Annotated in this window: 18 protein-coding genes; all 18 read left to right on the top strand. The window is 64.7% G+C overall.

Annotated elements, in window-relative coordinates:
- Positions 1-82: 82 nt before the first annotated feature.
- The gene (locus ACX9GQ_RS19365; RefSeq protein WP_459631228.1) at positions 83-784 is read left to right on the top strand and encodes a hypothetical protein; all 702 of its coding nucleotides are present in this window, start codon (positions 83-85) and stop codon (positions 782-784) included.
- A 116-nt stretch (positions 785-900) separates the two neighbouring features.
- The gene (locus ACX9GQ_RS19360) at positions 901-2,283 is read left to right on the top strand and encodes an O-antigen ligase family protein (RefSeq protein ID WP_459631227.1); all 1,383 of its coding nucleotides are present in this window, start codon (positions 901-903) and stop codon (positions 2,281-2,283) included.
- Positions 2,280-4,505, top strand: coding sequence for a GumC family protein (locus ACX9GQ_RS19355; RefSeq protein WP_459631226.1), 2,226 nt, complete (start codon positions 2,280-2,282; stop codon positions 4,503-4,505). The genes ACX9GQ_RS19360 and ACX9GQ_RS19355 overlap by 4 nt, the downstream gene beginning before the upstream one ends.
- Before the next feature lie 31 nt (positions 4,506-4,536).
- Positions 4,537-6,000, top strand: coding sequence for an exopolysaccharide biosynthesis polyprenyl glycosylphosphotransferase (locus ACX9GQ_RS19350; RefSeq protein ID WP_459631225.1), 1,464 nt, complete (start codon positions 4,537-4,539; stop codon positions 5,998-6,000).
- Positions 6,001-6,061: 61 nt separating this feature from the next.
- The gene (locus tag ACX9GQ_RS19345) at positions 6,062-6,982 is read left to right on the top strand and encodes an FkbM family methyltransferase (RefSeq protein ID WP_459631224.1); all 921 of its coding nucleotides are present in this window, start codon (positions 6,062-6,064) and stop codon (positions 6,980-6,982) included.
- 5 nt (positions 6,983-6,987) lie between these two features.
- The gene (gene asnB / locus ACX9GQ_RS19340) at positions 6,988-8,820 is read left to right on the top strand and encodes an asparagine synthase (glutamine-hydrolyzing) (protein ID WP_459631223.1); all 1,833 of its coding nucleotides are present in this window, start codon (positions 6,988-6,990) and stop codon (positions 8,818-8,820) included.
- 1 nt (position 8,821) lies between these two features.
- Positions 8,822-9,916, top strand: a complete 1,095-nt coding sequence (locus ACX9GQ_RS19335; protein ID WP_459631222.1) for a glycosyltransferase family 4 protein — start codon at positions 8,822-8,824, stop codon at positions 9,914-9,916.
- Positions 9,917-10,025: 109 nt separating this feature from the next.
- The gene (locus ACX9GQ_RS19330; protein ID WP_459631221.1) at positions 10,026-10,973 is read left to right on the top strand and encodes an FkbM family methyltransferase; all 948 of its coding nucleotides are present in this window, start codon (positions 10,026-10,028) and stop codon (positions 10,971-10,973) included.
- Positions 10,974-11,223: 250 nt separating this feature from the next.
- Positions 11,224-12,156: an ABC transporter permease gene (locus ACX9GQ_RS19325; RefSeq protein WP_459631220.1), complete on the top strand. Its 933-nt coding sequence runs from the start codon at positions 11,224-11,226 to the stop codon at positions 12,154-12,156.
- Between the two features lie 2 nt (positions 12,157-12,158).
- Positions 12,159-13,424 carry an ABC transporter ATP-binding protein gene (locus ACX9GQ_RS19320; protein WP_459631219.1) on the top strand — a complete coding sequence of 422 codons (1,266 nt, stop codon included), beginning with the start codon at positions 12,159-12,161 and terminating at the stop codon, positions 13,422-13,424.
- A 19-nt stretch (positions 13,425-13,443) separates the two neighbouring features.
- Positions 13,444-14,379, top strand: coding sequence for a glycosyltransferase family 2 protein (locus ACX9GQ_RS19315; RefSeq protein WP_459631218.1), 936 nt, complete (start codon positions 13,444-13,446; stop codon positions 14,377-14,379).
- Positions 14,380-14,435: 56 nt separating this feature from the next.
- Positions 14,436-15,698, top strand: a complete 1,263-nt coding sequence (locus ACX9GQ_RS19310; RefSeq protein ID WP_459631340.1) for a glycosyltransferase — start codon at positions 14,436-14,438, stop codon at positions 15,696-15,698.
- On the top strand, positions 15,695-16,777 hold the full coding sequence (locus ACX9GQ_RS19305) for a glycosyltransferase (RefSeq protein WP_459631217.1): 1,083 nt from the start codon (positions 15,695-15,697) through the stop codon (positions 16,775-16,777). The genes ACX9GQ_RS19310 and ACX9GQ_RS19305 overlap by 4 nt, the downstream gene beginning before the upstream one ends.
- The gene (locus ACX9GQ_RS19300) at positions 16,777-18,036 is read left to right on the top strand and encodes a glycosyltransferase (protein ID WP_459631216.1); all 1,260 of its coding nucleotides are present in this window, start codon (positions 16,777-16,779) and stop codon (positions 18,034-18,036) included. Before ACX9GQ_RS19305 ends, ACX9GQ_RS19300 begins: the two co-directional genes overlap by 1 nt.
- Positions 18,033-19,328, top strand: coding sequence for a glycosyltransferase (locus ACX9GQ_RS19295; protein ID WP_459631215.1), 1,296 nt, complete (start codon positions 18,033-18,035; stop codon positions 19,326-19,328). The genes ACX9GQ_RS19300 and ACX9GQ_RS19295 overlap by 4 nt, the downstream gene beginning before the upstream one ends.
- Positions 19,214-20,644, top strand: a complete 1,431-nt coding sequence (locus ACX9GQ_RS19290; protein WP_459631214.1) for a glycosyltransferase family protein — start codon at positions 19,214-19,216, stop codon at positions 20,642-20,644. The genes ACX9GQ_RS19295 and ACX9GQ_RS19290 overlap by 115 nt, the downstream gene beginning before the upstream one ends.
- Positions 20,641-21,831, top strand: a complete 1,191-nt coding sequence (locus ACX9GQ_RS19285; RefSeq protein ID WP_459631213.1) for a glycosyltransferase family 4 protein — start codon at positions 20,641-20,643, stop codon at positions 21,829-21,831. The genes ACX9GQ_RS19290 and ACX9GQ_RS19285 overlap by 4 nt, the downstream gene beginning before the upstream one ends.
- Complete coding sequence (locus tag ACX9GQ_RS19280; protein ID WP_459631212.1) at positions 21,828-23,294, top strand: hypothetical protein; 1,467 nt, start codon at positions 21,828-21,830, stop codon at positions 23,292-23,294. The genes ACX9GQ_RS19285 and ACX9GQ_RS19280 overlap by 4 nt, the downstream gene beginning before the upstream one ends.
- Positions 23,295-23,298: the final 4 nt, after the last annotated feature.

Below are 23,298 nucleotides of genomic sequence, written 5' to 3'. Positions count from 1 at the left end.
TTTGCTGGACGACCGGAAGGGCCGCTTCGTCGGCCGGTGAGGGGCCCGTGAGGCCCCTTCTTCGTTTGTGACCAAGGGTGGGATGAACGACCTCTCGAAGACGGCGGTGGAACGCAGGGGACCGGCACGGTGGATCGCCGCCGCCTTTGCCGCCACCGTGGCGGTGGGACTGATCACGGTCGGGTTCGAGGTCGCCAGCTTCGAGACTTCATCCCGCAGCCTGCGGGACGCGATGGACGGTGCGGCCGGACAGGCTTCAGCACAGCAGGTCAGGAGTTGGGCGGCACAGGCTGGTACGTGGTCGGGCTCGAAGCTGCTACCGGTCCGCTCCGCGAGTCTCGCCCTAGACGTCGAGCTGTCCGCCGAGAAGCCGGACACGGCCCGCGCCGTCACGATCCTCTCGGGGCTGCTGGCCGCGAAGCCGGCCCACGCCTCGGGTTGGCAGTCGGCGGCCGATCTGGCGACGGTCGAAGGTGGCTCGGTCGAGGCAGCGCTGCCGCTCTGGCGTCTCTCCTACACGCTGGCCCCGAACGAGGGCCTCGTGATGCTGCAGCGGGCGATGTTCGGCATCGAGAACTGGAAGGCGCTGCAGGTCGCCGACCGGGACCGCGTGGTGCACGATCTCGTGGCCGCGTTGACCTACGACTTCGACGCATACCAGTACACGCTGTTCCAGGACGTGCTGAAAGGCATGGATGGGACCGTGCGGTCCCAGGTGGTGCAGGCGGTGCGGGCCCGAGGGCCGTCCGCCGAGAAGGCGCTGTCCCGGATGGGGGTGTCCTGATGCACGCCGCCGCGGCCCGTTCGCGACCGCGCTCCAGAGCCCATGTGGAAGGCGCGACCGCACGGGCGTGGGCCATATCGCCAAGCGCCTTGAGAGGCCCGGAAGGCGTGCTCACGATGGTCGTGGCGCTCGTCATGGCGTGGCTTCCCGCCGCCATGCTCGGCCAGACCGCACTTTCCTGGGGCACCAATGCCCTCATCGCTGGCGTGCTTCTGCTGGCAAGGGAGGCGCTGGCCCTCCGGTCGGGAGCGACGCCGGGCGTGCCGCTGGTTGCGTTCCGGTGGCCCGCGCTGCTGATGGCTCTGGTGCTGGGGTGGATCGGTATCCAGCTCATTCCGGGCGTGCCCGGTGGTCTGGCGCATCCGGTCTGGGGGATGGCTGCGGAAGCCCTCCACACGCCCATCGCCGGCCGGATCACGGTCGATCCCGAGTTGACTCAACTCGCAGCGCTGCGCCTTGTTACGGCGCTGGCACTCTTTTGGGTCGCGGCTCACCTGGCGGCGCGGACAGATCGGGCCTACTTCCTTCTCGGCGCAGTGGTGGCCATTACCGCGGCCTATGCGATCTACGGTCTGGTCGCCGTGGCCGGCGCCGCCCCGGCGCCGGGCGAACCGGTCGCCCGGACGGTCGCCTCGACCTTCCCGAACCGCAACACCTTCGCGACCTTCGCCGGCATGGGGCTGGTCGTGGCCGCGGGTCTTCTGCTGCGCCTCGTCCGACGCAGGATCGACGAGGCCGGGTCGGCACCGCATCTCGTGATCGCAGCCATCATCGAGCGGAGCGGCGGGGCAGGGGCGGTGCTCGGCGGCGCGTGCCTGTTGCTGGGCGCGGCCCTGCTGAGCTCCGGTTCCCGGGGCGGGGTGTTGGCCACGGGAGCGGGCCTCACCGCTCTTGTACTTCTCGCGGGGGCGAGGCGTCGCGGCCACCGGGGACGCAATCTTTGGACGGCTGTGGGCCTCCTTGGGATTCTTGCGCTGGTCGGCGGCGCTGTTGTGGTCGGATTCGGCGACGTCATCGGCGGACGGCTGAGCGAGAGCGGGCTCGGCGATCTTGGTCGTGTCTTCGCCTATCGCACGACGCTCGACGCCATCGCCGCTTCGCCTTGGCTGGGTTACGGCTACGGAACCTTCGCGTCAGTTTTTCCCATGTTCCACGACGGCAGCATGGACGTCTGGATGATCTGGGATTTGGCCCACAACACCTACCTTGAGGTGTTCCTCGGCCTCGGTCTCCTGGGCGGATCGGCCCTTGTCGGCTCGATCGGCCTCGTCGTCGTCGCGTGCTGGCACGGCGCTCGCCATCGTAAGCGGCATGCGACGATCCCCGCCATCGCCGCGTCGGTGGCCGTCCTCGCCGGCACGCACGCCCTCGTCGATTTCAGCCTCCAGATCGAACCCGTCGCTCTCATTTTCGCAATCATTCTCGGGGTAGGCTTCGCGCAGGCTCGAAATTGGCCGGAAGCCTCGTCTCTCGTCAGCCGCCAGGGTGTTGCGTCGTGAACAAGCAGTTCCAGATCGCTGCCAATGCCCTGCCGGAGGAGCCCGTCGCCGACCGGTCGGCCTCGTTGCGCGACTATCTCGCCTTCGCGTGGCGGCACTGGGTCTTCATCGCCTCGATCGCTGGTCTGTCCCTGCTGTTCGGCCTCGTCTGGCTGGCCCGGGCCGTTCCGCTCTACACGGCAACCGCTCAGGTGATGCTCGATCCGATGACCGAGCGCGCACCGGTCCAGAACAACGCGACGCCAAATGTCTTCTTCCTCGATCCCGCGATGATCGAGAACCAGATCTCGCTCATCAAGTCGGACGCGCTGCTGCGACGCATCGTTGAGAAGAACCGGCTCTACTCGGTTCCGACCGGCAAGCCGGCGCCGGAGGAACCGCAGGGCTTTTGGTCGCTGTTCACGCAGAGCCGGGCGCCGACGCGGAACACTCCGGCCCCGGCTTCGGCCGAGGAGCAGGCGATCATGGCTGCGGTCGAGGGGTTGCGGGGTGCTATTGGCGTACAGCGCACGGGCCTCGGATACATCCTGTCGATCTCGGCCACCGATCCCGATCCCGACCGCGCGGCGTTCCTCGCCAACGCGGTGGCCGATGCCTACGTCGTCAACAAGCTCGATGCCCGGCTCGAAGGCGCGAAGCGGGCGTCGGGCTGGCTCAGCGATCGGCTCGTGGAACTGCGCGAGCAACTCAGGCAATCGGAAGAGGCAGTCGCCCAGTTCCGGATCGAGAACGGCCTCGTCCGCGCGGGCGGTAGTGTCACTCTCACCGAGCAGCAACTATCGGAACTCAACGGCGAACTCCTGAAAGCGCGGCAGGACACCGAGGTCAAGCGCACGCGTGTTGAGTTTCTCGAAAAGAGCCTCGGGTCGGGTTCCAAACAGAACTTGCCCAACATTTTCCAGTCGCCGGCCATGGGGAACCTGCAGGCAAAGCTCACCGACATCTCGCAGCGCGAGGCGGACCTTCTCGCCCGCTACTCGGCCCGGCACCCGTCGGTGGTGAACCTCCAGGCCGAGAAGCGCGATGTCGAGCGAGCCATGGCCGCCGAGGCCCAGCGCCAAATCGACACGATCAAGACCGAGTACGCCATCGCTCAGGCCCGCGAGGCCTCGACCGAGCGCGCGCTGAAGGAAGCAACTGGCCAGACAGGGGCCGATGACCGGATCTCCGTGAAGCTGCGCGAACTCGAGCGCACGGCCGCGGTCAACAAGACGCTCTTCGAGGAGTTCCTGCAGAAGGCCAAGGTCACCGACAACACGGCGAGCTTCGAGGTCCGGGACGCTCGGGTCCTGCTGGCGGCGAAGCCGCCGGGCGGCCCCAGCTTCCCCAATCAGAACCGCGTGCTGATCATGGCGCTCGGCATCGGCCTCGTGCTCGGCCTCGGCGGCGCGTTCGCGCTTGAGAAACTCAACGCCGGCTTCGTGACGCCGCGCCAGGTCGAGGACCGTCTGCACGTGCCCGTGCTCGGGTCGATCGCCCGGATGGGCGAGGCAGAACGGACGGTTGACGGCGAACTCCTGACGTTGCCGGCCTACCAGGCGAGAAAGCCACTCGCGCGCTTCAGCGAATCCATCAGGACGCTGCGCACCGGCATCCAGATGACGAACGTCGACAACCCGCCCAAGGTCGTCCAGGTGACGTCGACCCGGCCAGGTGAGGGCAAGACGACGATCGCGATCTCGCTCGCCGTGTCCGCAGCGCAGGCCGGTCAGAAGGTGCTCATCATCGACGCCGACCTGCGGCATCCGTCGACTTCCAAGTTCTTCGGCCGTGAGAACGACCCCGGCCTCGTCGAGATCCTGACCGGCGAGGCGGACTTGCGCGATGTGCTGAACTATGACGAGGCCACCAAGGTCATCGTGATCCCGGCCGGTGGAAAGACGCAGAACCCGCCCGATCTCCTCGGCTCCGAGAAGATGAAGGCGCTCGTCGGCGCGCTGCGCAAGACGTTCGACTACATCGTCGTGGACACCCCGCCGATGGGACCCGTGGTCGACCCAAAGGTCGTCTCGCTCCTCTGCGACAAGACCCTCTACGTCGTCCACTGGGGCACCACGGCCCGCGAGATGGTCGAGACATGCATCCAGCAGTTCCCCGAGCCGCGGCAGGTGGCGGGCGTCGTGCTCAACATGGTCAACGAGAACAAGGCGCAGCGCTATGGCACTTCGGGTGCCAGCTATTATTATGGCCAGCGCTACTACGGAAAGTACTACTCAAGCTGATGCTCGGCATCAGGCAGCATCGCGAGGCGGCGTGAGCGAGGAACGGATCCGTCCCGTCCCCGTGCGCGGCGCGGAGGGACTTTCGGCGATGGAGGGACCGGGCTGGATCCCGCAGCAGGCGGCGCCGCTGTCGCCCTCGGCCCGACCGGCCGAGCCGACATCCGCGCGCCAGTCCGGGGCACCTGCCACGAGTCCGATGGGCGTCAGCCACGTGACGGTAGGCCTCGATCCGACCAGTCGATCCAGCGCCCAGGTGGATGTTGTCGCCGGGTCGATGCTGTGTGCTGGCCTCGTGGCCGCGCTGGTCCTGCCCGCGGTCCTGTGCAGCTACGGGATCGGCATGTCGCAGCAGGACTTCGAGGTCGTCCGCGAGACCGGGACGGCGGCCGTCGTGGCCTTGTGCCTTGCCCTCATCATCGTGCGGCGCATCCTGACCTTCCCACTGCTGCGCTCGGTCACGTACATCCTGATCGCGTTCGCGGCCGTGTATCTTGGTGCTGGAGCCTTCCTGAAGCTGATCAAGCTCAACTTCTCCGCGCCGCAGTTCTACCTCTCGGCGGCGATCAGCATCGCTGTCGTCGAGACATTCCTCGTGCTACGCCGACGCCGGTCGCGCCCGGTCTTCGCGGTCCTGCCGAGTGTCGAGGATCCCGACATCGAGAGCCTCGCCCTCGTGCGGCGGGCCGTCTGCCGGACTCTGCCAGCCGTGCCGGACGACATCTCGGCCTATAGCGGCATCATCGCCGATCTGCGCCACGATCTGGAACCGCAGTGGGAACGGCTGTTGGCGCTCGCCGCGCTACGCGGCATTCCCGTCTTCCACGTCAAGCAGTTCCGCGAAATGCTGTCAGGGCGGGTGGCGGTCGATCACCTCTGGGAGAACACGGTCGTCGGCAGCCTTCCTGCGCTCGTCTATCCCCAGATCAAGCGGTTCCTCGATATCGTCGGCTCCCTCGTGCTGCTGCCGCTCATCATTCCCGTGATCGCCGTTGCCGGGATCGCAGTCCGCCTGGAGACGAGGGGACCGATCCTCTTCCGCCAGAGCCGAGTCGGCTACGGCGGTCGGGTGTTCGAGATCGTCAAGCTTCGGACGATGACCGCGGATGCCGAGGCGAACGGCACCGCCTTCACCCAGAAGGCCGATCCCAGGATCACGCGCGTCGGCGCCGTTCTGCGCCAGTATCGGATCGATGAACTCCCGCAGGTCCTCAACATCCTGCTGGGCCACATGAGCTGGATCGGTCCCCGCCCGGAAGCGGTGAGCCTCGCCCAGTGGTACGAGCGCGAAATTCCCTTCTACGCCTACCGCCACATCGTCCGGCCCGGGATCAGCGGCTGGGCGCAGGTCAATCAGGGCAACGTGGCCCAGATCGACGCGGCGCGTGTGAAGCTCGAATACGACTTCTTCTACATCAAGCACTTCTCGTTCTGGCTCGACGCCATCATCGTCGTGAAAACGATCCGCACGATCCTGACGAGGGCCGGGGCGCGGTGAGGGTGCGCAGGATCCACATGGCAACAAGCAAGGCAGTCGACCTGTGACGTTGCCCCCGATCGTGACCGCACTTGCTCGGCTTCCTCGCCAATTGAGAGCGATCGCCGCGCATCCTCTCAACGACGGTAAGGAAGGCGCAGCCCTCGCGCGCTGGCTCCGGTGGCAAATCTGTTCACGCCTCGCTCCCGGCCCTATCGCCGTGCCCTTCGTCGCAGGCACTTGCCTTTTGGGGCGAGCAGGAGAGGCGGGCATCACGGGTAACGTCTTCTACGGCCTCGCGGAATATGCCGAGATGGCGTTTGCCCTCCGTCTGCTGCGGATTGACGATCTGTTTGTCGATATCGGCGCAAATGCTGGCTCTTACTCCATTCTGGCAGCAGGCGCCTGCGCGGCGAGTGTAGTTGCGTTCGAACCTGACGCGAACGCATCTGCGCGATTCGTTCAGAACATTCGCCTCAACGGCCTGCAAGATCACATCGTGCTCAAGCGGGTGGCCGTTGGGGATCGTGCTGGTCCGATCGAATTCACCACGGACGCCGATACCGGCAATCGCGTCTCCACAGGGCGGAATGCGGCAGGTCCAAGAACAACGACCGTCGAATGTGTGACCCTCGACGAAACATTACGGGGGAGGGCTCCCACTCTCATTAAGATTGACGTCGAAGGATTTGAGGCGGCCGTTTTGGCGGGTGCGAAGGACGTCCTAGGGACGCCGTCTTTGCTCGCCCTTATCGTCGAGACGAATGGATCCGAGTCTGCATACGGAAGGACCGAGAATGGTGTGACAGGACCTTTGAAGGCAGCCGGGTTCCAGCCGATGCAGTACGACCCGTATACAAATCTCCTTACGCCGATGGACCCGTCTCGCAGGACGGACAATACGATATTCGTTCGGCCTGGCGATGCGGTCGCTGCCCGTCTTCGGTCGTCGGCCTTTCGGAACGATTTGCGATTGCGCGAACCACCAATGCCGGTGCGCTGAGTTCTATGTGCGCCATCAACGGCATTTTCGCCTACCAGCGGGCCGCCGCAGAGCCGAACCTGCGCGAACTGGTAGCAACGCGCGACGCGATGGCGGCGCGCGGGCCCGACGGGCGGGGCGAATGGTGGTCGCAGGATCGCCGCGTGGCCTTCGGCCATCGGCGGCTGGCAATCATCGGCCTCGGCGAGCAGGGTGCCCAGCCCATGTCGACGCCGGATGGTCGCTTCACCATCACGTTCAACGGCGAGATCTATAATTTCGGCGAGCTGAGGCAGGAGCTTATCGCGCAGCGTATCGAGTTCCGAGGTCAAAGCGACACCGAGGTACTGCTTTACTTGTATGCCGAACGCGGCCCGGCCATGGTCGAGGCGCTGCGCGGCATGTTCGCCTTCGCGATCTGGGACGCGCGCGAGCACACCCTGTTCCTGGCCCGGGATCCCTACGGCATCAAGCCGCTCTACTACGCCAATGACGGCTGGACCTTCCGTTTCGCCAGCCAGGTCAAGGCGTTGCTGGCAGGCGGCGGCGTTTCGAGCGAGCCCGAGCCGGCCGGTCTCGTGGGGTTCCGACTCTGGGGACACGTCCCTGAACCCTTCACGATCCACCGCGACATCCGGGCCGTGCCGGCTGGTCATACCATGCTTGTCGACCTGAACGGCCCGAACCTGCCGCAGCGCTATTGGTCACTCGCAGGCGTCCTCGCCGGACCTAGTGGGGCCTCGCCCGAAGGCGACGCGGCGACCAGCATACGGCACGCCGTGAAGGACAGTGTCCGTCATCATCTCGTGGCAGACGTCGAGGTTGGCGTCTTTCTCTCGGCCGGCATCGACTCCGGCGCGCTGCTGGGCCTCGCCCGCGACCTTGGCCATGACCGGCTTCGCGCCATCACACTGGCCTTCGCGGAATACACCGGAACGGACGACGACGAGACGCCGCTCGCCCGGCAGGTCGCGGCTCTCTACGGAGCCGAACACGTGGTGCGCCGCGTCGAAGAGGCGGAGTTCCGCCAAGATCTCCCGGCGATCCTCGATGCCATGGATCAGCCCTCGATCGACGGCGTCAACACATGGTTCGTGGCCAAGGCGGCCGGGGAGGCCGGGCTCAAGGTGGCCCTGTCAGGGCTCGGTGGCGACGAACTGCTCGGCGGCTATCCGAGTTTCCGGGATATCCCCGCGTGGCGCCGCCGCTTTGGGTGGGCCGCCCTAATTCCGGGCCTCGGCGCCCTCACGGAGCACCTGCTGCGGGCCTTGGCTCCCGACTGGGTGACGCGCCGGCCGAAGGCGGCGGGCCTCTTGCGCTACGCGGGCTCGTGGGAGGGGGCCTACCTCCTGCGGCGGGGACTGTTCCTGCCCTCCGAGCTCGACGACCTGCTGCCGCCCGACATCGTGCGCGAGGGTCTGCGACGGCTAGCGCCCCTGACCCGCCTGCGGCAAAGCCTCCAGCCCGATCCCGGCCACGATGTGACGCGCGTGACGGCGCTCGAATCCTGTCACTACATGCGCGATCAGTTGCTCCGCGACGCTGACTGGGCCGGCATGGCCCATGCGGTCGAGATCCGGACGCCGCTCGTGGATGCCTCACTGGTCGCCACACTGGCGCCTTTCATGCCCTACCTTCCGGTCGGGACGGGCAAGCGGCACCTGGCTGCGGCGCCGGTGACGCCCTTGCCTCGCGCCCTCGTCGACCGGTCCAAGACCGGTTTCACCGTGCCCACGGGCCGGTGGATGGCAGAGAGCGCCCGCGCACGGACGGGATCGCGCTCACGCGGTCTCGTCTCGCGCGACTGGTCCGGCGTCGTCCTGGCGGGAGCCGCTGCCGCAACACCCACGGCCGCCTGACATGGCCTCTCGTCCCTGCATCCTCGCGCTGGTGACCGAAGCCTTCGGCGGCAAGGGGGGCATCGCCCGCTACAACCGGGATCTTCTCGCTGCCTGGGCGGAGCAGGCCGACATTCATATTCTACCGCGTTCCGCCGGTGAGCAGGAGCTGCTGCCGGCTGGCGTCAGTCAGACGTTCCCGTCGCGAGGTCGTCTGGGTTATGCGATCCGCGCTGCAATGGACACGGTGCGGGTCCGGCCCTCGACGGTGTTCTGCGGGCATCTCTACATGGCGCCGCTCGCCTGGGCCTTGGCGAGGCTCACCGGCGCGAAGTTCGTCCTGCAGGTGCACGGCATCGACGCATGGACGTCGCCGGGCGCCTTGCGCCGCTTCGCCTGCGAGCAGGCGGACTGGATCCTCAGCGTCAGCCGGTACACCCGGTCCCGCCTGCTGACGTGGGCGGCGATCGAACCGAATCGCGTGATAGTGCTTCCGAACACGGTCGATGGGCGCTACCGTCCGGGGGACCGGGGCGCGGCAAGGGCCCGCTTCGGGTTCGGCGATGGCCCCGTCGTCGTGAGCGTCGGACGCCTCGACGCCCGCGAGCGCTACAAGGGGCAGGACGCGATCATCGCGTCATTGCCGGACCTACTGAAGCACCATCCGGACCTTGTCTATGCGATCGCAGGGGAGGGGGATGACCGCCCAAGGCTTGATAGCCTCGCCGCGTCGCTTGGAGTATCAGGTGCGGTTCTATTCTTGGGCGCTGTTCCCGACGACGCCCTCGCAGACTTCTACCGCGCGGCGGACCTCTTCGCGCTGCCCTCTACCGGTGAAGGCTTCGGCATCGTGTTCCTCGAGGCAATGGCCTGCGGCACGCCGGCGCTCGGCCTCGCCGAGGCGGGCGCCGTGGACGCGCTCGCTGAGGGCCGATTGGGTGAAACTTGCCACGGAAATGAACTCGCCTTGAGGCTGAACGACATTCTCCTCCGCCTGCCCAGCGGCGAAGGTGAGAGACAAGAACGCGTGAGCGACATATCTGCGAAGGTTAGGTGGTTTTTCGGAGCTGACAGTTTTCGAGAACAAGCCGTCAGCATCCTTCAGGGGCGGTTGTAATGAAGACACTCCAAATGTTGAATTCTATATATAGAAGTGCATCGGCTAAGGTAATGTTCTCTTCTCTCGCTTTTCTCTGCGTTGCTCAGTTAAGATCATCAGGCAAAGCATGCTGAAGTTCATTGCTCGTAACGCTCTCGAGACGCTGGGCTCGCTGCCAGGCGCGATGTGGGCAATTGAGAGATGCGCGCTTGCGCCGGCAAGGTTTAAAACACCTGAATTCCAGCGAGCGCTCGCTAGAATGACCCGCAGTCGCCGCTGGTCCGGGCGCTTGGTCGAGACGAATCTCGGCTACGACTTGAGCATCAGGGCGCTCATCCCAGCGGAAAAAACGGACCTCCTGTTTGGTAGGCCGGAGAACAACTTAGCAGAACGGGGCACGATGGCACTCGCACGTGTTCTCGCTCAAGGTTGTTCGGCCTTCGTCGACGTCGGTGCCAACGAAGGGTTGTTCACGTTTGCCGCGGCGGAGGTTCTCGGTCGCGGCCGTTCAAACCTCGTGCACGCATTTGAACCGGATCCAATACTGTTCCAACGATTGTCGGATAATATTAGGCGAAACGGTTTGGACGTCCAGCTGATACAAGCCGCTGCTAGTGACAAGACCGAGCGTCAAGTATTCTATCGAAACATATCAGATGATAGCTCAGGATCTCTGACTACGTATTTTGCGGATAAACACGAAACAGATCAGATAACAGTCGATGCGCTCGCTCTTTCCCACTACCTTGACGAGAAAAATATAACCGATGCATGCGTGAAAATTGACGTGGAAGGTGCGGGCGTTGCCGCTTGGTGCGGGCTCGCGCCAGCTGCCGGCAGAATTGGAAGCGTAATCATTGAAATTATCGGTCCAGAAACTGAGGCCCAGTTGCCCTATCGAATTATTCAAGAGACTGGTTGGAACGCCTTCTACATTCGCGATTACGAGCTTGTTCCTTCCAGACTAGGTGAGTTCGATTATGTTGCTCCGTTCTACAATTGGCTATTTACATCGCTTAGTTTGGATGTACTTCGGAAGAGAATCAAGAACTCGCCATTGAAAATCATAAGGTGAGGGCTCCGCCATTAGTAATTGGCAAATACGTTATGTGGTAATGAAATGAGATCGATGATTCTTCTAATAAAAGGCAAAAGAAACACGCAGAGAGATGAAAAATAAGTATAGATTACAATAATGAAGATGAGAATGCAATCTTAATAACCCCTAGTATAAATAGAGATAGTATGGTTTTATCTACGATAAGGCGGAAATTAGGAAATCTCAATCAGTTTGAGTTCTTCTTGTATTCGTATGAACGATTTATTTGTATGGGATCATCATCATTGGAGACGTGCTCCCGTTGACTTATCGCGATCGAACAATAGGCCGCGGCGACGCTCACGGCGATCTGGGCGCCGCGACCGACAGTTCGGCGAACCGCGTCCTCATCCTCGAGGCGGGGCGTGCCGAGCGCCACTACTGGCGCGACCTGTGGCACTACCGCGAACTCTTCGCGATCCTGGCTTGGCGCGACGTGGCGGTTCGCTACAAGCAAACCGTCATCGGCGTGCTGTGGGCGGTGCTGCGCCCGTTCCTCACGATGGTCGTCTTCACGGTGGTCTTCGGCAAGGTCGCGCAGCTGCCTACCGAAGGCGCGGCGCCATACGCCCTCCTCGTCTTCGCCGGCATGCTGCCTTGGTTCCTGTTCGCCACGATCCTTAGCGATGCGTCAAGCAGTCTGGTGAGCAATGCTCAACTCGTTGGTAAGGTCTACTTCCCGCGCATCATCATTCCCGGTTCGTCGGCCGTCGTCGCGCTCGTCGATTTCGTCATCAATCTCGCGATACTCGCGGTTCTGATGGCGTGGTACCGCTTCCTCCCCGACATCCGGGTCCTGCTGCTTCCCGCCTTTATACTGATGGCGGCGCTGGCGAGCCTCGGCCCGGCGCTGCTTCTGACCGCGCTCAACGTCAAGTACCGCGACTTTCGCTTTATCATCCCTTTCATCGTCCAGTTCGGGCTCTATCTGTCACCCGTGGGCTTCTCCAGCGCGGCGATCCCCGATCAGTGGCGCTTCCTCTATAGCCTCAACCCGATGGTCGGCGTCATCGACGGCTTCCGCTGGTGTCTTCTGGGCGGCCAAAGCCAGCTCTACGTGCCTGGTTTCGCCGCGAGCCTGGTCGTCATTGGCGGCCTGCTAGCGCTCGGCATCTGGTACTTTCGGAAGACCGAGAAGACCTTCGCGGATTTGATCTGACCATGTCCGACGTCGTCATCCGCGCCGAAGGCCTCGGCAAGAAGTACCTGATCGGCCATGAGGAGAGGAAGGAGCGCTACACGGCACTGCGCGATGTCATCGCGCGGCAGGCGAGGGGGCTCGCCCGCTCGGCCCGCGACCTGCTCGCCGGTCGTCCCTCGATCGCCGGCGACGAGATCGAGGAGTTTTGGGCCCTGCGCGATGTCGACTTCGAGATCAGGTGCGGTGACGTCGTAGGAATCATCGGCCGCAACGGCGCGGGCAAGTCGACACTCCTCAAGATACTGTCGCGAATCACCGAGCCGACGGCGGGGCGCGTAACGATCCGCGGTCGCGTTGCGAGTTTGCTGGAAGTGGGCACAGGCTTCCATCCCGAGCTGACAGGCCGGGAAAACATTTACCTGAACGGCGCCATCCTCGGGATGACCCGTGCTGAGATCCGGCGCAAGTTTGACGAGATCGTTGATTTTGCCGGCGTCGAGAGATTTCTCGACACCCCGGTGAAGCGGTACTCGAGCGGAATGTATGTCCGTCTTGCCTTTGCCGTCGCCGCGCATCTCGAGCCTGAGATCCTCGTCGTCGACGAAGTGCTTGCGGTGGGAGACGCTGACTTTCAGAAGAAGTGCTTGTCGAAGATGCGGGACGTGGGGGGCTCCGGTAGAACGGTCCTTTTCGTGAGCCACAACCTCGCTGCCGTGCAGGCCTTGTGTGACCGGGGGCTTTTGCTGCAACAGGGAGCGAAGCTCGCGGATGGTGCCGTCAACGAAACGCTGCTGCGCTACGCCTCCTCTGCTGGAGGAGCGGCCTTCAGACGTGGCGTTCGAGCGGGCACGGGACCGAGCCTGATCGAAGCCTCTGTCGAAGTGGTCGTACAGACGCCGCCCGGGTCATCGCCGCGTCGAGTGGTCAGCGCCATGCTGGCGTTTGCCACCGGTCAATCCGTCGATGTCAACATTGACCTGAGGGTCCGGGACCAGTTTGGGGCACCGGTTGCGTACGGCACCCTCGGTGGGATGAGCGTCGAGACGCCGGTTCGTCTAGAGCCGGGCACAACCGTCGTGAACCTCGAACTCGACGTCAGCACGCTCGTGGTGGGTCGCTATACTTTGGGCGTCGACTTGACGAAGCCGTTCTCCCACAAGATGGAGCAGGCCGACGATGTGGTGGAGTTCGATATCGACATGCACCACTGGCCTGACGTGGTGCAACCGGCCCGACAGTCGTTCGGGCTCGGCAACGTGATCCTGCCCCTGCGGCGTCTTGGTTGAAGTGGCGGGAGTGTTGACCGTGGACGGTCCGCCATCCACCGTTTGCATCGTCATCCCCTGCTTTGACGCTCAGGAGACGCTCGCGGCCACCCTGGAGAGCACCGTCTCCCAAGAGCACGTCTCCGAGATCGTCGTCGTGGACGACGGCTCGCGCGATGGAAGCTTCGCGATTGCCGAGCGTTTCGCGCCGCGGGTGCGAACCTTGACGGGACCGAACCGAGGTGTATCGGCCGCCCGGAACCGCGGGATCGACGAGACATCGGCGGAATGGATCCTGTTCCTCGATGCAGACGACCTTTTGATGCCGGGGACCATCGCCGCGAGGCTGGACAGCGCAGCGTCGGCGGACGTCGTGGTTTGCGACTGGGAGGACCTGGGCACGGATGACGCCGGTCTGCCCGCAGTCGGCTCGCGGCGCAGCATCGACTGGGTAGCGCTGCGGCGCGATGCGGAACTGGCGACGGCCACTGGCGCATGGGCCACGACAGCAGCCATTCTCTACCGACGTTCGCTAGTTGAGGCCATCGGAGGGTTTCGCCAGGATTTGCCCGTCATCCAGGATGCCCGATTCCTCTTCGACGCGGCGGCTGCTGGCGCTCGCTTCAGTCCGTCCAATCACGTCGGCGCCCATTACAGAATTGTCCCAAACTCGCTGTCACGCCGCAATCCGGCGCGCTTCTGGAGGGACGTCCTGCTCAACGGCCAGCAGATCGAGGCCCTCTGGCGAGCGAGGGGCACCTTGAATGACGAGCGCGAGGCGGCACTCGCCGGCATTTACGACAACGCCGCGCGGGGGCTGCTCGGTGCCGGTGACAAGCGGTTCTTTGAGGCGGTGGCAGAAGCGCGACGGGTGGCCGCGGGCGGCTCCCTCTTCGCCGCCATCGCCGGCCCGATGGCGCGGGTGTTTGGGATCAGCTTGACCCGCGCCACGCTCTCGGCGCTGGGCCGGGTCTAGGGATCCTGCGATCCGTGCGCGTGGTCCAGTCTACGGCGTGGTTCCCTCCCTTCGACATGGGCGGGACGGAAGTCTACGTCGACGGGCTCGTCCGTTCGCTGAGGACGGCAGGCGTGGAGAGTTCGATCCTCGTTCCACGACATCCCGATGCCCCGGCGGCCTACCGGCACGACGGCACCCCGGTCGCGACCTATGCGGTAGGCTCGCCTTCGTTCGGCGAGTTCCGTCGCGATGACGTCCATGCCGGATTCGAGGAGTTCCAGGCCCTCCTGCGGGACCACCGTGGCGCGGTGTATCACCAGCATTCCATGACCAGGGGTTGCGGGTTGCTTCATCTGGAGGCCGCCCGCTCCATGGGGTTTCCGACGGTGATGACGCTCCACCTGCCCAGCACGACGTGCCTGCGGGGCACGATGCTGCGGGACGGTCGGGATCCATGCGACGGAGAGATCCTCGAAACCCGGTGCGCCGCCTGCTGGCTCTCGGCACGCGGTCTTCCTGCGCCGCTTGCCGCGCTCGCCGCACGTGCGCCGGCACGACTTTCAAGGCGGGCGTCCGACATACCCGGACGGGCGATGACGGCCCTGGCCGCGCGCGAACTGGTGCGAAGGAAGGCGAATGAGTTGCGTCGGATCCTTGCTGCCGCGGACCGGGTCGTCGCGGTCTGCCGCTGGCAGTACGACGCGCTCGTCCTCAATGGCGCCCGGCGCGACATGATCGTGCTGAGCCGGCAGGGAATCTCGCCGGATTGGGAGGCTCCCACTGATCGAGAGCGGGATCCCTTGGCCTCGTTGCGGGTGTTGTACGTCGGTCGCATCGCACGCGAGAAAGGTGTCGACGTCCTCCTTCGGGCCATCCGCCATCTTCCCCCGACAGTCCCCCTGTCCCTCACTGTCCACGGAGTGCCTTCGGACGCGGACAAGGATTACGCAGCCGATCTACGGCGCCTCGCTGAAGACGACTGCCGGATCACGATGGCTGGGCCCGTCGCCCATCGCGAATTGCCGCAGGTCATGACCCAGTACGATGTGCTGGCGGTCCCGTCCCGCATCTTCGAGACGGGCCCACTCGTGGTGCAGGAAGCCTTGAGCGCGGGCCTGCATGTCCTCGGATCGAACATCGGTGGGATCGCCGAGTCCGTTGCCGATGCCGGGGAGGGAACTCTCGCACCTGCCGGCGATGTCCCGGCGTGGCGGGAGGCACTTCTCAAGCTCGCTCAGCGTCATGCGACGGGTGAACTCGTCCCCCGACCACAGGCTGTGAGGACGATGAACGACGTGGCTCAGGAAATGGCCTTCCTTTACCGGACGGTTCAGTGAACTTCGAAACATCACGACGCTTGCGTATCGCATTGACGGCCGATCCGGAAATTCCGGTGCCGCCGACCCACTACGGCGGCATCGAGCGCGTCATCGACATGCTGGCGCGCGAGCTCGTCCAGAGAGGCCATCACGTCACGCTGTTCGCGCATCGTGGCTCTCAATGCCCGTGCGAACTCAAATCTTGGCCGGGGGCGCACAGCGGCTCCCGGCTTGATACCGTCCGGAACGCGGCGTTCCTCGCGCGGCACGTGCTGGCGGGCCGGTTCGACGTGGTGCACAGCTTCTCGCGGATCGCGTATCTCGGCCCGATCCTGCCGCTGCCGATCCCGAAGCTAATGACGTACCAGCGCGAGATCAGCCCACGCACGACGGGTCTCGCGGCGACCCTCTCGCGGGGCACATTGGAGTTCTCCGCCATCAGTCGGCACATGCAGGACGCAAAGTGTCTTCGGGGCGTCTGGCACATGGTGCCGAACGGCCTTCTCCTGCTGCTGTACCGGTTCCAGCCAAACGTCGCCGGCGATGCACCCTTCGTGTTCCTCGGCCGGATCGAAGAGATCAAGGGACCGCATCTGGCCATCGAGATCGCCCGCCGCACCGGGCGCCGACTGGTGATCGCGGGAAACATTCCGGCGGGCCACGAACGGTGGGTCGAGGAGCACGTGATGCCGCATATCGACGGCGACCGTGTGACCTATGTCGGGCCGGTCGACGATGCCGCGAAGGACGAGCTCCTCGGGCATGCCGCGGCCTTCCTGATGCCGATCCTCTGGGAGGAGCCCTTTGGCATCGTCATGATCGAGGCGATGGCTTGCGGAACCCCCGTGCTGGGGCTGCGTCGCGGCGCAGTGCCCGAGGTGGTCGAGCATGGTCGGACCGGCTTCGTCGAGGACGACGTCGACGGCCTCGTGCGCAGCGCGAGCCTTCTGGGCACTCTTTCGCGGTCCGACGTCCGGGCGCGTGTCGAGCGGCTCTACAGCGCCGAGGCGGTGACGGATGCCTATGAAGCCATCTACCGACGCTTGATCGGCGCGCGGCTGAATGGCGACGCCGTCGCGAGTTCGGCTCGGGCCTGATGAGATCCGTCGTCGCCTACCCGGGCACCATGGACCACGCGCAGCAGGTGGCGCTGGCCATGCACGAGGAAGGATGGCTGGAGGCCTTCGTCACCACCTTCGCGTGGAAGCCTGACAGCAGGGCGGCTGGCCTCGTCGGACTGCTGCCCGGGTCCCTTGCCAAACGGCTGGGGCGCGAGCTCGGGCGCAGGGCCGTCACGGCCGTCCCTGTGGACAAGGTGCACACCGACGCTGCGTTGGAGATCATCCGCACGGCTGCGTCCGTTTTGCGGGCAAGCCCGATCCTCGTCGATCGCGCGTGGGATCGCATGATCCGCCGTTTCGACCAGAACGTCGCACGTCGCCATGTCGAGCAATCCGACGTCATCCAGGTGTTCGAGTACTCGGGCCTCGAGACCCTCAAGGCAGCGCGACGGGCCGGGCGGTTCTCCGTGCTGCACCTACCCTCACTCGACAGCCGTGCTTTCGAAGCGATTGCCGGCGCGGAGAGGCGACGGAACCCGGAACTCGCAAGCGCTGCGGATAAGTATTTCGCTTCTCGCTTCGAAGAACGCTATGCGCGCCGGTGCGAGGAAATCGCCTTGGCGGACCTCGTCCTCACGAACTCGGCCACCACCACGCGGTCCCACGTTGCGGCGGGTGCAGATCCGGCGAAGTTCGTGGCGGTTCCCCTCGCTGCGCCGCCACCTCTCGCTGCGGTTCGCGACATCAGGCGCGACAAGTCAACCCGACTTCGTGTTCTCTGGGCAGGTAACTTCACGCCGGGCAAGGGAGCGAACCACCTGCTGGAAGCGTGGACCCGCCTCCCGGCTGGACACGTCGAACTCCACGTCTATGGTCGTGTGCCAGACGCCCGGCTCCAGATCGCAGGCGCCCTCGAAAACATCGTCTTCCATGGCTCAGTGCCAAGGAGCGTGCTGTTCGAAGCGTATGGCGAGGCTGAGGTCCTCGTCTTCCCCACGCTGTCCGACGGCTTTGGCATGGTAGTGGCGGAAGCGTTGGCGCATGGCCTGCCTGTCATCACGACGGATCAGGCCGGGGCTGCCGATCTCCTCGATGATACCTGCGGCCTCATCGTCCCGCCCGGCGACGCAGCAGCCCTCGCCGATGCGCTGATGCGTTGCCTTGATCAGCGAGAGTGGCTTGCCGAAATGCGGCCTCATGCCCTGGCTGCCGCCGCGCGGCGGCAATGGTCGGATTACCGGCGTGATGTTCGCGCGGCGATCGCCAGCCGCCTCGGCGCAAGTCCTGGCCGATGAGTGTGCGTCGGCCGTCCATCTGCATCGTGACGCCGGGGGCGCTTGGTTCCAATCCCCGCGTGGTCAAGGAGGCCGACGCGCTCGCAGAGGAAGACTTCGACGTCCGCGTGGTGTCCACCCGGACGCTCGACCTCGTCGATGCGCGGGACGAAGCCGTGCTGAGGCGCGCTCGATGGACATCCGAGCGGATCGACCTTCGGTCGAGGCTGGCATGGCGGGCTCTTCGCCTGCCGCAACTTTTGGCCGCACGAATCTACCGTCACGCGCCGTTGCCGCAGCTGCGGTCTCCCGCGCTGCATCCCGCAAGCGGGCTACTCGCCGCTGCGGCCAGGAGGCAGCGGGCCGATCTCTATATCGGCCATTATCCGGCCGCGTTGCCGGCCGTTGCCGCCGCTGCGGCCCTGCATGGAACGCGCTTCGCTTACGACGCAGAGGATTTTCATCTGGGCGACTGGCCGGACGATCCCGCCTTCGAGGCGCAGCGGGCGCTGCTGAGGGACGTGGAGGGGGCCCTTTTGCGCCATGCAGCCTACGTCACCGCCGCATCGCCGATGATCGCGGACGCGTACAAGGAGGAGTACGGGATCGCGAAGCCAGCGGTGATCCTAAATGTGGTTCCGCTTGCTCAGGGTCCGATCTCGCCAACGGATCATGGATCAGCGCGTCCCGCACCATCGGTCTATTGGGTGTCCCAAACCGTCGGACCCTCACGTGGGCTGGAGGCGGCATTGCGGGCTGTAGCCTTGTCCCGCGTCAGACCCCACCTCTATCTGCGGGGCAGCCCGGCCGAGGGCTTCGCAGCTGCTTTGCTGGAACTGGCAAAAAGTTCGGGGGTTGGTCACCACCTGCATTTCTTGCCTCCAGCCCCACCGCACGCTCTGGAAGGCCTCGCGGCAGATTACGACATTGGCCTTTGCTCTGAACCTGGCCATACGCGGAACAACCTGAAGGCGCTGTCCAACAAGCTCTTCTCCTTTCTCGTCGCAGGTTTACCACCGCTGATGTCCGACACGCCGGCCCAGTCGGCGTTCGCTCGCGATGCAGGTCTTGTCGACTGCCTCTATCGCATGGAAGATCCAGCCTCTCTCGCCACCAAGTTCGACGAAATGCTGGGAATTTCGGGCGCTCTGGAGAGCGCGCGAAGGCGGGCATGGTCACTCGGCCAGACGCGCTATAATTGGGAGGTCGAAAGCCGCGCATTGGTCGATCTTGCGAGGGCGGCCATCGGTCCTGCTGTGGTTGGCATGGGGAAGGCGACCGCATTGATCTCCGACCCTGTAGGTCCCTATTGAGCGACCTGTCCCGAACACCGGTTGAATTCGCGGCGAACGGCGGTCGCACCGTCGTGATCGTCTCGCCGCATTTCCCGCCGAGCAATCTGGCGGGCGTGCATCGCGCCAGGATTCTTAGCCAACATCTCGAGGAGTTCGGCTGGCGCCCCATCATCGTGACGACGGACCCCCGCCACTACGAGGAGGCTCTTGACCCGGGTCTTGCCGGCCTCGTGGACCCGTACCTGGAGATCGTCAGGACACCGGCGCTGCCGACGCGGCCGGTTCGTGTCGTGGGAGACATCGGCGTTCGTTCCTTGCCGTATCACCTCGCCGCGCTGCGTCGACTGCGCGCGGAAGGTCGGATGGATTTCCTCCTGATCACCATCCCATCGTTCTTTTCCGCAATCCTCGGGGAACTCCTCCACCGGGAGAAGCCGCTCCCGTTCGGCATCGACTACCAGGATCCCTGGGTCCATCGCTGGCCGGGGACGGAGGTGCCGCTTTCGAAGGCGTGGGCCTCCATGAAGCTGGGCGAGTGCCTGGAGCCTTTCGCTGTCCGGCACGCCCGCCTGATCACCTCCGTCGCCCCCGGCTATCTGGATGGCTTGCGGCAACGACATCCTCGCTTGTCCGAGCAGGCGGTCGTGGATTCGATGCCGATCGGGTTTTCGGCGCGCGATTTCGACCCGCGGAACTTCGCGAAGGTCAGGCCATCGCAGTTCGATCCCGGCGACGGTCTCTTCCACGCCGTCTACGCGGGAGCCATGCTACCGAAGGCGAGGTCCGTCCTGGAGCGGATTCTCGCGGGCCTGAACGCCCTGCGCGACCAGTCGCCCGAACAGGCCAACCGGATCCGCCTCCATTTCATTGGGACGGGAACGTCACCTCAGGATCCCCGCGGATATGCCGTGCTCCCCGTCGCCCAGCGTGTCGGCGTTGCGGACCTCGTCACGGAACATCCTGATCGCATGTCCTACTTCGAGGTGCTCGCCAACCTCACCCACTCCTCCGGCGTGCTGATTGTGGGATCCACCGAGGCCCACTACTCCCCATCGAAGGTCTATCAGGCCGTGCAGTCGCGGCGTCCCGTGCTGGCCTTCCTGCATCCCGCGAGCACGGCGGTCGAGGTCCTGAACGGGAGCGGCGCCGGACGCGTCGTCCTTGTCGAGGAGGAGAAGCTGCCGACGGCAGGGGAGGTCGCCGATGCCCTGCTGGGCATGGTTCAAGCGCCCTACGACCCCGACGCTGTCCACTGGGGCCGCTTCGATGCCTACTCGGCACGATCGGTCGCCCGGCGCATGGCAGCCTGTCTGGATGAAGCCATCGCGAAATGATGCGCGATCCAGTCGACACGCCGAGGCTTGCGATCGTGACGTCGCATCCCATCCAGTATTATTCTCCGCTCTTCAGGGAGTTGTCGAAGCTCACGCCCCTTCACGTGTTCTTCGCCCACCGGCCGACGCCCCAGGAGCAGGCGGGTGCCGGGTTCGGGGTAGCCTTCGACTGGGACGTAGATCTCCTCGCAGGATTGGAGCACACGTTCCTGCGCAACGTCTCTCGAGTGCCATCTACCTCGCGCTTCACCGGGAGCGACACGCCGGACGTGGCCGAGGTTTTGCGCAAGCAGTTCGATGCGGTTCTCGTGACGGGATGGAACCTCAAGACGTACTGGCAGACGATCTTCGCCGCGCGGCAACAGGGGACGCCGGTCCTCGTCCGCGGGGACAGCCATCTGCACACGCCGCGCGGCACCGCCAAACGGATGGCAAAAACGTTTGTCTATCCGCTGCTGCTCAAGGCGTTTGATGGCTTCGCGTACACCGGGTCCTGGAACAGGGACTATTATCTGAATTATGGCTGCAGGCCGGAGGACATGTTCTTCTCGCCTCATTGCGTCGATGTCGATCGGTTCCGCACGGAAGCGACGCCCGATGCCCGGCGTAAGGAGCGCGCTCGGCTTGGGATCGCGGACGACCAGTTAGTGATCCTGTTCGCTGGAAAGCTCGATCCGGCCAAGAGGCCGCGTGACGTGGTGGAAGCCGCTGCCATCATTGAGCGAAAGGGGATCCACTGTCGCGTTGTCATCGCCGGTGCTGGCGCCGAGGAGCAGTCGCTGCGGGATCGGGCAGCAGCTGGTGGCGTCACGATCGATCTCCTTGGATTCTGCAACCAGTCCCGCATGCCGTCCGTCTATGCCGCGTCCGACGTCCTCGTGCTGCCCTCCGAGCATGAGACCTGGGGCCTCGTCGTCAACGAGGCGATGGCCAGTGGCCGTCCGTCAGTGATCTCGGACGCGTGCGGATGCGCGGCGGACCTCGCAGTGCCCGGAGGGGCCGCCAGGGTCTTCCCAGTCGGTAACGTCACCAAAATGGCGGAGGTCATCGAGGGAGCGCTCACGCTGGGTCCTACGCGCGCTGAAGTCGAGGAAATGTCCCGACGGTTCTCGCCCGCCGCGGCCGCCGATGGCATCATGGCTGCCGTCCGCCATGCCGTCGCGAGGAAGAGGCTCCTGGTCCCGTGACACCGTTCGAGAGGACAGGCACGCGAGCGACGCAGGCTGCCCCGGTCAGAAAGCGTTGGCCGCCCGGGTTCGTTCCCATCGCCGTTGTGGGCATCGGTTTCAGCATCGGCACGGCCAATCCGCTCCTCGCGGCGACGGCGATTGCCGTTCTTCTGGTCGGCGCGTGGCTACTGTGGCGTCCCGACGAAGCGCCAGTCCTCCTGATAGTGTTCGGGATCGCGTGGCTCGGGGCGGCGACCGCCGTGTTGCAGTCCAACTGGCTGGGCATGCCACTCGTATTCTATACGCGAATGCCGTCAAACGTACCCCTCGCGACGCTTCTGAGTCTGGGAGGGGTTCTCGCGATGGCCATCGGAATGCGGCTCGGCGCAGGATCCCCGCGTCATTCGCAGGCGGGCCAGAGGGCGCGTTCTCTGGCTGTCGCCGTGCCCGTCAACGTCTGGTTCCGCGTCTACGTCATCGCGCTAGTAATCGCGCTGGCTGTCAAGGTGGTGACGACCGTGGCGCCGGGACTGGGACAACTCGTCATCGGCATCAGCCAATTGCGCTGGGCCTTCTTCTTCGCTCTCGCCTACCGGACATTCATGGACCCGCCCGTGGCGAAGGGGTACTTTATCGCGGCGTTCCTGATCGAACTGGGACAGGGGCTCGGCGGCTTCTTTTCGGATTTCAAGTTTGTCTTCCTCGCATCCATTGCAGCTGTAGCGGGGACCGCACCGCGCCTGTCCCTGAGAAACTCGATCGCGCTCGGCGCGATGGCCGTGCTCCTGGTGATTTTTGGAGCGGTGTGGTCCGCTGTGAAGGGTGACTACAGGGCCTTCCTTGCCGGAGGACGAGCCGAACAGGTCGTCACGGTCGACTATGAGACCCGGATGCGCGAACTCTTCACTCGCTCGATGTCCCTCTCCGGGGAGGATCTCGCTGAGGGCTTCGACTCGATGTTCCGGCGAATATCTTACGTCGAGTTCTTCGGTATTGTTCTCAATGTGGTGCCGCGAACGAAACCGCACACTGAAGGAGAGATCCTGCTCGACGCCCTCGTTCGCCCAGCGATGCCGCGCATTCTGTTCCCTGACAAGGCGGTCATCAACGACACTGATCGCACCAATGAGTTCACGGGCGGCTGGGCCGGGGACCAGCCCGGAACCTCGATCAGCATCGGCTATCTCGGCGAGTTCTACATCGACTTCGGTATCGCCGGTATGTTGGCGACGACCCTGGCACTGGGCGCCCTCTATGGGTTCATCTACCGGTGGCTCGTGGCGCGAACATCCGTGTCCCCCCTCATCGGCACCGGTATAGCATTAGCAATTCTCTTGCCGTATGCCTCGCTGGACAACAGTTTCACCAAGACCTTTGGTGGCCTTGTTGCAGGGCTCATCGCCGTTTGGCTGACAATCCGTTTCGCGGTACCGCTCATGTGGCCATGGATGGCCAGTGAAAACAAGAACCGCATCAGATAAAGAT

The organism is Alsobacter sp. R-9, assembly GCF_054612375.1.
The sequence above is the reverse complement of the archived record's forward strand: the minus strand, read 5'-3'. Positions and strand labels throughout refer to the sequence as shown.